Raw genomic sequence first — 12777 nt, forward strand, 5'->3', positions numbered from 1 at the left:
ATTCAGGCAGGCATGGGCCGACCCTAGGACGGGTCGGCCTTTTGCGTGTTATCCAGCGAATCTGCCAATGCCTCGGCGCGGGCCGCGATCTCGGCAAAGGCATCGGTCACCTCGGCTGGGATGACCGGCACCTCGATCCGCTCGGCCGGGCGTGATTGGGCTTCGGCAAACTGGGCCTGCAGGCCTTCCAGTTCCAACTCGACCTCGCGCAGACGTTCTGCGATCCCGGCGGTCCGGTCGGCCAGCATCAGCCCTGACATCAGCAGCATACGGGATTCAGGCATGCGCCCGATCTGGTTCGACAGATGCTGCGCCTCTTCGTCCAGCATGGCAGAGGCCGTGCGCAGGAAATGTTCCTCGCCGTCCTGACAGGCCACTTCGAACACGCGGCCACCGATCGTGATCTCGACTTGCGGCATGATCAGCCCTCCTGTTGCAATGCAGGTTTCAACTCGCCCAACAAGGCGGCCACCTCGGCTGCTTCGGCCGCACGATCAGCCTGCAGCGCCTCGACCTCTGCGATCAGCGCGCGATTTATATCAGCCGCATCGGGCACACCGTCCATCGCGGCCTGCCGCAGCGCATCCGCCTCTTCGCGCAGATCGGCATTCGCGGCGCGCAGGCGCTGCAAGGCGCCGTCCAGCTCTGTCATGCGGTCGGCATGTGCGGCGACCTCGGCCTCCAGCTTGGCGATCTTGTCGTCCTGACGCGCCTTGAGTGCAGCGACCCGGTCCTCGAGGGCTGCATTCGCAGCCTGCTGCGTGGCCAGTTGCGCCCGCAAGTCAGATTGGCCCGCCTGTTCGCCGACATGGGATCTGATCCGGTCCAATGCCGTATTGATCCGGTATTCCAAGCTCTTGAGATCGTTCATCTCTTCAACGGTCCTTTATCACACGATTCGGCGTTGTTCCGCGCCAAACCCTAAGTCATCGGTCGCATCCACACAAATGGCGCGCTTGAATTGACCGGTTCGCCTGATATGACACGACCAACTTTGTTTTGCACCCGTCAGGAACACCACATGGATATCGAAACCCTCAAGTCCGCACATCCCACCCATTGGAAAAAGGCCGCAGCGATCCGCGCGCTGACCCTTGATGCCGTGGCCGGCGCGAACTCGGGCCATTCCGGCATGCCGATGGGCATGGCCGACGTGGCGACCGTGTTGTTCGAAAAGCATCTGAATTTCGACCCCAAGACACCGCATTGGCCCGACCGCGACCGTTTCATCCTGTCCGCCGGTCACGGCTCGATGCTGCTGTATTCGCTGCTGCACCTGACGGGCTATGCTGATTTCCCGCTGGAGCAGATCAAGAACTTTCGCCAGTGGGGGGCCTATACCGCTGGCCACCCCGAATACGGCCATGGCGCCGGCGTCGAGGTCACGACCGGACCATTGGGTCAGGGCATTTCCAATGCCGTAGGCTTTGCCATCGCAGAGGCCCATCAGCGCGCCGTCTGGGGCGACAAGATCGTCAACCACTACACCTATGTCATGGCCGGTGACGGCTGCCTGATGGAAGGCATCAGCCAAGAGGCCATCGGCCTTGCCGGGATGCAGGAACTCGGCCACCTCATCGTGTTCTTCGACAACAACGACATCACCATCGACGGGCATGTGGGCATCGCCGACATCACTGACCAGACCGCACGCTTTGCGGCCTCCGGCTGGCATGTGCTGTCCATCGACGGTCATGACCCCGACGCAATCGACGCAGCCATCATCGCGGCCAAGGCCGATCCGCGCCCGTCCATGATCGCCTGCAAGACCCATATCGCACTGGGTCATGCCGCACAGGACACGTCCAAAGGTCACGGTGCCCTGACCGATCCCGCCCAGCTGACCGACGCCAAGCAGGTCTACGACTGGCCCTACGGCCCCTATGAGGTGCCCGCCGAAGTCAAGAAACAATGGGAAGACATGGCGACCCGCGGCCAGAGCGCCCATGCCGCATGGCACGACCGTTTTGCCAAACTGTCAGACGCCAAGCAAAAGGAATTCACCCGCGCCTATGACCTCGAGGCCCCGAAAAAGCTTGCTTCGACCATTCGCGCGTTCAAGAAACAGGCCACAGAAACACTGCCCAAGGTCGCGACCCGCAAGGCGTCGGAAAACGTGCTCGAGGTGATCAACCCGATCATGCCCGAAACCATCGGCGGCTCTGCCGATCTGACCGGGTCCAACAACACGAAATCCTCCGACATGGGCGTGTTCAGCCCTGCCAACCGCAAGGGTCGCTATATCCACTTTGGCATCCGCGAACACGGCATGGCCGCGGCGATGAACGGCATGGTCCTGCACGGCGGCGTGCGACCCTACGGCGGCACTTTCATGTGCTTTACCGATTACGCCCGCGGTGCGATGCGCCTGTCGGCGCTGATGGCGGTGCCTGCGGTCTATGTGATGACCCACGACAGCATCGGTCTGGGCGAGGACGGCCCGACCCATCAGCCGGTCGAACATCTGTCGATGCTGCGCGCCACACCGAACACCTACGTGTTCCGCCCTGCCGACACGGTCGAAACCGCCGAGGCCTGGGAACTGGCGCTGACGGACACGAAAACACCCTCTGTCCTGGCGCTGTCACGGCAGAACCTGCCCGCCGTCCGGACAGAACACAAAACCAAGAACCTGACGGCCTTTGGCGGCTACGTGCTGGCCGAGGCCGAGGGCAAGCGCCGCGTGATCCTGATCGCCACCGGATCCGAGGTGCATCTGGCCATGCAGGCACGCGACGCACTCCAGGCCGAAGGGATCGGCACGCGCGTGGTCTCCATGCCCTGCATGGAATTGTTCATGCAGCAGGACGAGGCCTATCGCCGCCGCGTGCTGCCCGCAGGCCCCGCCCGCGTTGCGGTCGAGGCGGGCGTACGCCAGTCCTGGGACATGATCCTGATGGGTGAACGCGGTGCTGCGAAAAAATCCGCCTTTGTCGGCATGGACAGCTTTGGCGCCTCTGCCCCGGCCGAAGAGCTGTTCGAAAAATTCGGCATCACCGCCAAAGCCGTCGCCGCCGCCGCGCGCGACCTGCTTTAAACCGATCACAGGGGGCCGCATCGCGCTGCCCCCTGTCTTCTTCTGGTCAGAAATATCCGCCCCGCCGGCGAGGCGTCCCGCACTCACCGTCGGCAGGAGGCCCGATCAGACAGCGCCATCCGTTTCAATATGCATGATCGTTCCGCAATGCTTGCAATGGCTTGCGTCGCGGTCGTGTTTCGTCAGCCCGCATTCGTCGCATTCGATCCGCACCTTGTTGGGGCGGAACAGCACCCGCGCGAGTTGCAGGAACAGTGTCACGCCAAAAATCATCACCACGACCGACAGCAACCGCCCCCACCAGCCCTGTGCCACGATGTCACCGAACCCCGTCGTGGTCAGTGTCGAGACCGTGAAATAAAACGCATCCGCATAATTGTTGATGGCATCGTTGACCTGCACCTGTGACGCATAGATCAGGCCCGTCATGACAAAAACGAAAACACCCAGATGGACGGTCGCCAGAAACACCTCTTCGTGGCGCCGGAAATAGTCGAAATCCCGTCTGAGCCTGCGCACCGTCTCATAACTCTTGAGCAGCCGCAGGGTGCGCAGCACGCGCAGGAACCCCAGCCCTTGGGCGAACAGAGGCCCCAGAAAACTGATGACCGCGATGATGTCCGCCCAGGTTGCCATCCGCGTCAGCGCCCGCCCCCAGCTGGGTGTAAGCCATGCGCGGATACAGAAATCCACCAGGATGATCGTCCCGAAAAACAGGTCTGCCGCGAAAATGACCGGCGACGACTCAAAGAAGGACGTGACGATCACATAAGCCAACGTCACCAGATCAAAGGCGAGCAGACCATAGCGAAACGCGACCGCGCGCGGGCTTTCACCTTTGTAGAGGTCGCGCAGCCACTCACGCATGGGGATGATCCGGTTTCCAGGCCCAGGCACCTGACCCCGCCACCGCAAGCGCGAGACAGCCCCCCGCAATGGCCCAGTTCTTGACGAATATGGTCAACTGCCACGGATCGTCCTGCGCGAGGAAAACCTGCAGATGGAAAAAACTGGTCACCGCGCAATAAATGGCGGCCGTGACGGCAACCGGGCGCACCGCGATGCCCAGCCACAGGGCACCGCCGGCCAGCAGATTATAGGCCAGCGCAGGCCAGACCAGCCAGAACGGCAGGCCCGCAGCGACCAGCAACCCACCTGCGCCATCGGGCCCAAGCCCCTTGTTTACGGCGCCGCCGATCATCAAAAACCCGATCAGGAACCGGGCGATGAACAGGGCCGCATGTGTCATTTGGGCATGACCGCAGCCATTGCCGGTTTGATGACGGATGCCACGATCGGAATCAGGATCAATCCCCAGACAAAGCCCAGCACGCCGTCGCATCCTGCCGTCACGGCCCATTCCACGATCCCCTGCCATGCGGCCCCCACACCGCCAGCGGCAGCCACGGCCCAACCGTGGATCAGGTCCTCGGGTGCGTGCCAGCCAAGCTGACCGAGACTGTGCACGATGATCTGACCACCGACCCACAACATCGCCGCCGTGCCGACCCAGGTCAGCACGAACAGGAATTTCGGCATGCCTGCCACGACCCCTCGCCCCAGCAGACGCGTGATGGAAAACCGGCCCTTCTTGGCCATCAACAGGCCGACGTCATCGGCCTTCACGATCAATGCGACGGCACCATAGACGACAGCGGTGATCCCCACGGCAACCACGAACAGCACGGCCGCGCGGGTCCACAGGTTATCCGTCTCGATGGCGGCAAGTGCGATGGTCATGATTTCGGCCGAGAGGATGAAATCGGTCTTGATCGCGCCTTTCACCTTTTCTTCCTCGAGGTGGGCCGGATCGCCTGTCGCCTTGGAATGGGGGTCCTTGTGGCCAAAGGCATGGACGATCTTTTCGGCCCCTTCATAGCACAGATAGCTGCCGCCCAGAATCAGCAGTGGCGCGATCAACCAGGGGGCAAAGACCGACAGCAACATCGCGGCCGGCAGCAGGATCAGGATCTTGTTGCGGATCGAACCCCAGGCAATCTTGCCGACGATCGGCAATTCGCGCGCAGGCGCAAAGCCCTGTACGTATTTGGGGCTGACAGCGGCATCGTCGATCACGGCCCCTGCGGCCTTGGCCCCTGCCTTGGTCGCCTGACCGATCACGTCGTCCACGCTGGCCGCCGCGACCTTTGCGATGGCTGCGACATCATCCAGCAACGCCAATAATCCGCTCATGGTCTCTCCTTCGACTGCGCCAATCACGCTTTTGCGAACCCTAGCGCGTCGGCGCGTGATCGCAACCCCGACCGTTGGCGCAAACGGTTAGCGTTAACCACCGGCTGTTATCGTTATCATTTTGATTTTGATGGATTTTCCCTTTTTCGTTGACCTAGCTTCCCCTAAGGCTGGCGCAACTGGGAATACCATAGGATACCGTCATGACCATCACGCTGGGGATCAATGGCTTTGGCCGCATCGGGCGCTGCACGCTGGGCCATATCGCAGAGAGCCTGCGCGATGATGTGCGTGTAACGCGGATCAATGCGACGGGCCCGATCGAAACAACCGCCCACCTGATGAAATACGACAGTGTGCATGGCCGGTTTGCCCGCCCCGTGACGGTCGATGGGCAAACGCTGGACGTGGGCACAGGCCCGATCCAGGTCATGTCCACCTATGATCCCGCAGCACTGGACTGGTCAGGCGTGGACGTGGTTCTGGAATGCACCGGAAAATTCAACGACGGTCACAAGGCGTCGGTGCACCTGGCGCAGGGCGCGAAAAAGGTCCTGATTTCCGCACCTGCCAAAAACGTCGACCGCACGGTGGTTTACGGCGTGAACCACCGTGACCTGTCAGGCGGCGAACGGATGATTTCCAACGGGTCCTGCACGACGAATTGCCTGGCCCCGCTGGTCAAGACGCTGAACGACACCATCGGCATTGACCGTGGCATCATGACGACGATCCACAGCTACACCGGCGACCAGCCCACGCTGGATCGCCGCCACGACGACCTGTACCGCGCGCGCGCCGCAGCCCTTGCAATGATCCCGACCTCGACCGGTGCGGCCAAGGCGCTGGGCGAGGTACTGCCGGAAATGGCCGGCAAGCTGGACGGCACGGCGATCCGCGTGCCCACACCCAATGTGTCCGCCGTCGACCTGACATTCGAGGCGGGCCGGTCCACATCGGTGGCCGAGGTCAACATGATCCTGGCCGAGGCCGCACAGGGCGCGCTGTTGGGCGTCATGGCCTATGACGCCGAGGCCAAGGTCAGCATCGATTTCAACCATACCACCGAAAGCTGCACCGTCGCCCCCGACCAGACCAAGGTCATCGGCGGCCGTACGGTCCGCGTGCTGGCGTGGTATGACAACGAATGGGGATTTTCCGCACGTATGGCGGATGTGGCAGCAACCATGGGTCGCCTGAACTAAGCGCGCTTTACCTGCATCCCGCCGGACGTTACGACATCCACATGACCAATGCCGTCGCCGTCGGAATCCTGATCGCCATCGCCGCATTCTTTGCGCTGGATCATTTTGTCCTGCAGTGGGACGCACCGCTGTTTGTGGCCCGCAAGTTCGTGGAATTGCTGCAATGGCTGGCATTCTGGCGCTGATTACCGCCTGATTCCGCCCACTTGCGCTTGACCTTTCGGTGAAAAAGACAATGTTTGCGCTAACTGCGCACCCCTCTGGTGCGCTCTTACGCAAATGGAGTCTCTCATGGCCGTCAAAGTCGCAATCAACGGGTTCGGACGTATCGGGCGCAACGTGCTGCGCGCGATTGTCGAATCCGGTCGCACGGATATCGAGGTCATCGCGATCAACGATCTGGGCCCGGTAGAAACAAACGCGCACCTGCTGCGTTTTGACAGCGTGCACGGCAAATTCCCCGCAACCGTGACGACAACCGAGGATTCGATCGACGTGGGCCGTGGCCCGATCCGCGTCACCGCGATCCGCAATCCCGCCGACCTGCCTTGGTCCGACGTGGATATCGTGATGGAATGCACCGGCATTTTCACCTCCAAGGAAAAATGCCAGGCCCATCTGGACAACGGGTCCAAGCGGGTGCTGATTTCCGCCCCCGGTTCGGACGCTGACAAGACCATCGTCTATGGTGTGAACCACGACACGCTGACCGCCGACGATATCATCGTCAGCAACGCGTCCTGCACCACCAACTGCCTGTCACCGGTGGCCAAGGTGCTGAACGACGCTGTCGGCATCACCAAGGGTTTCATGACGACGATCCACAGCTACACCGGCGACCAGCCGACGCTGGATACCATGCACAAGGACCTGTACCGCGCCCGTGCCGCTGCCCTGTCCATGATCCCCACCTCGACCGGTGCGGCCAAGGCAGTGGGTCTGGTGCTGCCCGAACTGAACGGCAAACTGGACGGCGTCGCGATCCGCGTCCCCACCCCCAACGTGTCGGTCGTCGACCTGACGTTCGAGGCCAGCCGCGACACCACCGTGCAGGAAATCAACGACGCGATCCGCGCAGCGGCAGACGGCCCGATGAAAGGCATCCTGGCCTATACCGACCTGCCGATGGTCAGCATCGATTTCAACCACGACCCGGCATCCAGCACGTTCCACATGGACCAGACCAAGGTTCTGGACGGCAACATGGTGCGCATTCTGACCTGGTATGACAACGAATGGGGCTTTTCCAACCGGATGAGCGATACCGCGGTCGCCATGGGCAAGTTCCTGTAACACCCGCACGCCCCCCGCACATCAGGCCGCCCCCACACCGGGGCGGCCTTTTTGTATGGAACCAGAATTGCGGCATCTGCGTTATGAGATCACCCTGAAAAAGTGGGCACGGACGAATGCGTTGACTGTTCTTGTCGCAAGTCTGACCATTCAGGACAAAATACACGTGTTTCACGCGTGAATTCATGTCTTTTGCGCCCTTGCGGACCTCATTAGACATGATTTTCGCTCATATCGGCCCCGCGCGGATGCCGCCTGAAATCCCGGCACACCGCCACCAAAATCATCAAAACACGCCGTTCAGCCCTGCATTTCATGCAAGGCGGTTATCACGCTGCGGCAGTTGTGCTGCAGCGCAGCATCCCTATCTTTGGGTCATCGAAACAAATTCGCCCGAAAGGAGCCTACCATGACCCTCGTTGAGACCATCCGGAGCACGCTCCAAAAGCGCGCCGTCTATGAAAAAACCCGCAAGGAACTGCGTCGCCTGCCGCTGGATGTGGCGCTGGATCTGGATATTGATCGCGCCGATGCGGACAAGATCGCATATAACGCCGTCTATCGTTAAATGCGGCGTATCGTGACACAAGGCGGCCCCGGATGACCCGGCTGGCCGCCTTTTTATTTCAGCGGCCTGCCTTCAGCTTGTCATGCAGGGCATCCACTACCGCCGGGGTCACGAACTTTGACACATCGCCGTCCAGTCTGGCGATTTCCTTGACCAGCTTGCTGGCGATGGCCTGATTTTTCGCATCCGCCATCAGGAACACGGTTTCGATACCGTTATCCAGACTGCGGTTCATGCCGACCATCTGAAATTCGTATTCGAAATCAGCGACCGCGCGCAGACCGCGAATGATGACCCCTGCACCCACGTCACGGGCGCAGTGGATCAGCAGATTCTCAAACGGATGCACCACGATTTCGGTGCCCAGCGGTTTGCCCAGTGGCACGACCTCTGACCGGATCATCTCGACCCGCTCGTGCAGATCGAACAATGGCCCCTTGTCCCGGTTGATGGCGACACCGATCACAAGCCTGTCCACCAGCGAACAGGCGCGGCGCACGATATCAATGTGACCATGGGTCACCGGGTCAAAGGTGCCGGGGTATAATCCTGTGCGCATCGGCACCTCGCAATTCGGTCGGGCGATCAGTAGCCCTTGATCATGCCTTCGAGCGCGTCTTTTTCCATCGACAGCTCTGACAGCCGAGCTTTGACAACGTCACCGATGGAAATCAACCCGATCATCGCGTCACCGTCCATGACCGGCAAGTGGCGGAACCGTCCTTCGGTCATCATCGACAGCACGCTGTGGGCATTGTCGCGGGTGGTGCAGGTGGTGATTTTCGACGTCATCATGGTCTCGACGGTGTCGGCCAGACATTCCGGCCCACGCTTGCCGATTTCGCGGACGATGTCGCGTTCGGACAGGATGCCTGCCAGTGCGGCACCATCGTTGGACACCACCACCGTGCCGATCCGGTTGTCAGACATCACTTTGGCTGCGTCAGCGACGCTGCTGCTGGGTTTGACCCAGAACATCTCTTGCGAGGTTTTCGACCCAAGTATTTGTTGCACAAGCATGATGACCCTCCCGTCTGCCTGAACCAAGGGTTCCAGACACGCCGCCACAGGTCAAGGATCATTGCCGTCGTGACGGTCGCAACATAGATTTTCCATCGGGAATCAATGGGGGGTCCGATGTCACCGGAACTGACGATTTTGGCCATCAACGCAGTCTTTGTGGGATTTGCCTATGGGTTCGCCTACCCCATGTTGCGGGTGCGGACGATGAACAGACTTGCGCTGTTCGACCTGATTATCGGCAGTGCCGCACTGATCCTCGCGGGATTGCTGTATTACGGATCAGGGGTCCGGTTTTCGATGGTCCTGTTCGACACGAACTGGTTGTTCTTTTCGCTTGTGACCATGGCGCTGATCGAGATCATTCCCGCAACACTCTACATGCGGCGACACGGCATCAGCATGATGGACGATCCGGAATAGCCTCCAGTCGCGCGACCTCGGACTTGATCCCGGCCTGCAAAAGATCCGCAAACCGGGTCAGACGTTCTGACCGGCGGTCCGCGTCGTGCCTCACCAGATAGAACGACCGCGTCAATGACACCTGATCCATCAGGACCCGGTGCAGGTCAGGTGCCGACGGCAGCGCGAAATCATGCACGATGCCGATGCCCGCGCCTGCGCGCAGCATCTGCAACTGCACCGAAACGGAATTGCTGGCCAGCTGCACCCCGGCACGCGCAAGCGGCCCCAGATAATCCAGTGCTGCGTCAAAGATCATGTCGGGGATATACCCCACCAGCGCCCTGCCCTGTAGCGCCTCCAGTGTTTGCGGGACTGCCAGACTGCGATTCTGTGCCAGATGCAGGCGGTAGTCGGTAATCTTTTGCACGGTCAGCCGCCCGGCCTGCGGCGGACTGACGGTGATCGCCATATCCGCCTCGCGCCGCGACAGGTTCACCACACGCGGCAGCGACAGGATCTGAACCTCAAGTTCCGGATTGTCGGCCTGGATCGCGGCACAGACCTGCGGCAGCAGGTAGTTGGCGCAGCCGTCCGGTGCGCCGATGCGGATCTGCCCAGACAAGCCCGCGCTGGGTGTCTGACCGATATCCCAGGCCCGGCCGAGTGCGATCTCTGCCTGTTCGGCGGCCTCTTGCATCCGCGCCCCCATATCCGTGACCGCATAGCCCTGGGGTGATTTCACGAACAGCGCCGCACCCATGGCCTGTTCCAGCCGGTTGATCCGTCGCCCCAGCGTGGCCGGGTCCATCCGCAGCCCCGGTGCCGCCGCAGACAGGCTCTCGGCGCGGGCAACCGCAAGGAACACGCGCATATCATCCCAATTCATCGCACACCCGCATTTTTGCAAAACCAATTTGTCAAATTGACGCTTTCGCACCCAAAAACGCAAGACTAAGGTCTGGCCAAACCAGAGGAGGCGATGATGCAAGAACTGACCCATTACATCGACGGCGCACATGTCAAAGGCACGTCCGGCCGTTTCGCGGATGTTTTCAATCCCGCCACCGGCGAGGTGCAGGCCAAGGTGCCGCTGGCGAATGCCCAGGAAATGGACCATGCCGTCCAGATCGCGCTCAAGGCACAGCCCGCATGGGCCGCGACCAACCCACAGCGCCGGGCGCGCGTGATGATGAAATTCGTCGATCTGCTGCACCGCGACATGGACAAACTGGCCGAAGCCCTGAGCCGCGAACACGGCAAGACGCTGCCGGACGCCGCCGGTGACGTACAGCGTGGCCTCGAGGTGGTCGAATATTGCATCGGTGCGCCGCAACTGCTGAAAGGTGAATTCACCGATGGTGCTGGCCCAGGCATCGACATGTATTCCATGCGCCAGCCGCTGGGGGTGTCCGCAGGCATCACGCCGTTCAACTTTCCCGCCATGATCCCGATGTGGATGTTCGCCCCTGCCATCGTCTGCGGCAACGCATTCATTCTGAAACCGTCGGAACGTGATCCATCCGTCCCGCTGATGCTGGCCGAGCTGATCGAAGAAGCGGGCCTGCCCAAAGGCATCCTGCAAGTGATCAACGGCGACAAGGAAGCGGTGGATGCGATCCTCGATCACGACGTGATCCAGTCCGTCGGTTTCGTGGGATCGACCCCGATCGCGGAATATATCTACGGTCGTGGCTGTTCCAACGGCAAGCGCGTCCAGTGCTTTGGCGGTGCGAAAAACCACATGATCATCATGCCCGACGCGGACATGGATCAGGCCGCTGACGCGCTGATCGGCGCAGGCTATGGCGCTGCCGGCGAACGCTGCATGGCGATTTCCGTCGCGGTCCCGGTCGGTGAAAAAACCGCCGATGCGCTTATCGAAAAACTGATCCCGCGCATCGACGCGCTCAAGGTTGGCCCCTACACGGGTGGCAAGGACGTGGACTACGGCCCCGTTGTCACCGCAGCCGCCAAGGCGAACATCCTGCGGCTGGTCGAAACCGGTGTGGAACAGGGTGCCGAACTGGTCGTCGACGGTCGCGATTTCAGCCTGCAGGGCTACGAGGACGGCTTTTTCGTCGGGCCGCACCTGTTCGACCGCGTGACCAAGGACATGGACATCTACAAGCACGAAATCTTTGGCCCCGTGCTGTCGGTCGTGCGTGCGAACGACTACGAAGAGGCACTTGGCCTCGCCATGGACCACGAGATGGGCAATGGCACCGCGATCTTTACCCGTGACGGCGACGCGGCGCGCGATTTCGCCAACCGCGTCAACGTCGGCATGATCGGTGTGAACGTCCCGATCCCGGTGCCGCTGGCCTATCACACGTTCGGTGGCTGGAAAAAATCCGTCTTTGGCGACCTGAACCAGCACGGCCCGGATGCGTTCAAGTTCTACACACGCACCAAAACCGTGACCGCGCGCTGGCCCTCGGGTATCAAGCAGGGTGGCGAATTCAACTTCAAGCCGATGGACTGATCACGCATCAGATCACCATGCACAGTGTGGCGCGCAGCAATGCGCGTCACCTTTTTTTTGTGACTGTCGCCCGAAACAGCCGGGCAGACCAAAACGACAGGGCAAACCAAAAGTTTTTCACCGGCTGAAACCATTTTTGCGCAATGATCGTGGATCCAATCAGCTGAGGAGGAAAAACCACATGTCCAATCCGATCACCCGCCGCCGCGCCCTGCGCATCATGGCATCATCTGCCGCCGTTCCTCTGTTGGCGACGACCGCCTATGCCGCGGCCCATGCGCAGCCGACGACACATACGGTGACAATCCAGAACATGGCGTTCAACCCGGCGAACCTCACCATCAAGGCCGGCGATACCGTCGTTTTCAGAAACGAAGACCGCGCGCCCCATGATGCCACCGCCGACAATGGCGCTTTCAAGACAGCACGACTGGCCACGGGTCAATCTGCACAGCTCACCTTTCCGGGGGCCGCGACCTATTCCTACATCTGCTCGATCCATCCGCGCATGACCGGTTCGATCACCGTCACCTGACCCCCAAAGCAGGTGATCTGATCGTCAGGGTCCGCATTC

16 protein-coding genes are annotated in these 12777 nt (G+C 61.1%); 8 read left to right on the top strand and 8 right to left on the bottom strand.

Features of this window, described 5'->3' with window-relative positions:
• Window positions 1-23 precede the first annotated feature (23 nt).
• Complete coding sequence (locus AN189_RS09960) at window positions 24-419, bottom strand: cell division protein ZapA (protein WP_056034872.1); 396 nt, start codon at window positions 417-419, stop codon at window positions 24-26.
• 2 nt (window positions 420-421) lie between these two features.
• Entirely contained in the window at window positions 422-871 is a 450-nt protein-coding gene (locus AN189_RS09965) for a hypothetical protein (RefSeq protein ID WP_056034876.1), read from the bottom strand.
• A 150-nt stretch (window positions 872-1021) separates the two neighbouring features.
• Between AN189_RS09965 and tkt the strand changes: the two genes are divergently transcribed.
• Window positions 1022-3037: a transketolase gene (gene tkt, locus AN189_RS09970; protein ID WP_056034880.1), complete on the top strand. Its 2016-nt coding sequence runs from the start codon at window positions 1022-1024 to the stop codon at window positions 3035-3037.
• Window positions 3038-3142: 105 nt separating this feature from the next.
• Here tkt and AN189_RS09975 read toward each other — a convergent pair whose 3' ends face one another.
• The 3 genes from AN189_RS09975 to AN189_RS09985 are packed head-to-tail and all read right to left on the bottom strand — an operon-like array spanning window position 3143 to window position 5230.
• Window positions 3143-3904: an ion channel gene (locus AN189_RS09975; protein WP_056034883.1), complete on the bottom strand. Its 762-nt coding sequence runs from the start codon at window positions 3902-3904 to the stop codon at window positions 3143-3145.
• On the bottom strand, window positions 3897-4286 hold the full coding sequence (locus tag AN189_RS09980) for a DoxX family protein (protein WP_056034887.1): 390 nt from the start codon (window positions 4284-4286) through the stop codon (window positions 3897-3899). Before AN189_RS09980 ends, AN189_RS09975 begins: the two co-directional genes overlap by 8 nt.
• The gene (locus AN189_RS09985; protein WP_056034890.1) at window positions 4283-5230 is read right to left on the bottom strand and encodes a DUF808 domain-containing protein; all 948 of its coding nucleotides are present in this window, start codon (window positions 5228-5230) and stop codon (window positions 4283-4285) included. The genes AN189_RS09980 and AN189_RS09985 overlap by 4 nt, the downstream gene beginning before the upstream one ends.
• 203 nt (window positions 5231-5433) lie before the next feature.
• Between AN189_RS09985 and gap (AN189_RS09990) the strand changes: the two genes are divergently transcribed.
• The 4 genes from gap (AN189_RS09990) (at window position 5434) to AN189_RS19365 (ending at window position 8296) form a co-directional block, all read left to right on the top strand.
• Window positions 5434-6435, top strand: coding sequence for a type I glyceraldehyde-3-phosphate dehydrogenase (gene gap, locus AN189_RS09990; protein WP_056034893.1), 1002 nt, complete (start codon window positions 5434-5436; stop codon window positions 6433-6435).
• Window positions 6436-6476: 41 nt separating this feature from the next.
• A complete protein-coding gene (locus AN189_RS19145; RefSeq protein ID WP_056034896.1) occupies window positions 6477-6620 on the top strand; it encodes a hypothetical protein in 144 nt (47 codons plus the stop codon).
• A gap of 106 nt (window positions 6621-6726) precedes the next feature.
• On the top strand, window positions 6727-7728 hold the full coding sequence (gap, locus tag AN189_RS10000) for a type I glyceraldehyde-3-phosphate dehydrogenase (protein ID WP_056034899.1): 1002 nt from the start codon (window positions 6727-6729) through the stop codon (window positions 7726-7728).
• Window positions 7729-8137: 409 nt separating this feature from the next.
• Complete coding sequence (locus AN189_RS19365; RefSeq protein ID WP_172794893.1) at window positions 8138-8296, top strand: hypothetical protein; 159 nt, start codon at window positions 8138-8140, stop codon at window positions 8294-8296.
• Between the two features lie 58 nt (window positions 8297-8354).
• On the opposite strand, the gene coaD is transcribed toward AN189_RS19365, so the two are convergent.
• Together coaD and AN189_RS10010 are read right to left on the bottom strand one after the other, a co-directional pair.
• On the bottom strand, window positions 8355-8855 hold the full coding sequence (coaD, locus tag AN189_RS10005; RefSeq protein ID WP_056034902.1) for a pantetheine-phosphate adenylyltransferase: 501 nt from the start codon (window positions 8853-8855) through the stop codon (window positions 8355-8357).
• Between the two features lie 26 nt (window positions 8856-8881).
• On the bottom strand, window positions 8882-9316 hold the full coding sequence (locus AN189_RS10010) for a CBS domain-containing protein (protein WP_056035071.1): 435 nt from the start codon (window positions 9314-9316) through the stop codon (window positions 8882-8884).
• A 117-nt stretch (window positions 9317-9433) separates the two neighbouring features.
• Between AN189_RS10010 and AN189_RS10015 the strand changes: the two genes are divergently transcribed.
• A complete protein-coding gene (locus tag AN189_RS10015) occupies window positions 9434-9739 on the top strand; it encodes a hypothetical protein (RefSeq protein WP_157057445.1) in 306 nt (101 codons plus the stop codon).
• Here the strand turns inward: AN189_RS10015 and AN189_RS10020 are convergent.
• Window positions 9714-10607, bottom strand: coding sequence for a LysR family transcriptional regulator (locus AN189_RS10020; RefSeq protein ID WP_056034908.1), 894 nt, complete (start codon window positions 10605-10607; stop codon window positions 9714-9716). The two genes, AN189_RS10015 and AN189_RS10020, sit on opposite strands and share 26 nt — an antisense overlap.
• A gap of 96 nt (window positions 10608-10703) precedes the next feature.
• Between AN189_RS10020 and AN189_RS10025 the strand changes: the two genes are divergently transcribed.
• Both AN189_RS10025 and AN189_RS10030 read left to right on the top strand, forming a co-directional pair.
• Window positions 10704-12203, top strand: coding sequence for a CoA-acylating methylmalonate-semialdehyde dehydrogenase (locus AN189_RS10025; RefSeq protein ID WP_056035075.1), 1500 nt, complete (start codon window positions 10704-10706; stop codon window positions 12201-12203).
• A 181-nt stretch (window positions 12204-12384) separates the two neighbouring features.
• Window positions 12385-12738, top strand: coding sequence for a cupredoxin family copper-binding protein (locus tag AN189_RS10030; RefSeq protein WP_083484346.1), 354 nt, complete (start codon window positions 12385-12387; stop codon window positions 12736-12738).
• The last annotated feature ends 39 nt before the right edge of the window (window positions 12739-12777 follow it).

The sequence above is a fragment of the Loktanella sp. 3ANDIMAR09 genome, from assembly GCF_001420005.1.
GTDB lineage: Bacteria > Pseudomonadota > Alphaproteobacteria > Rhodobacterales > Rhodobacteraceae > Loktanella.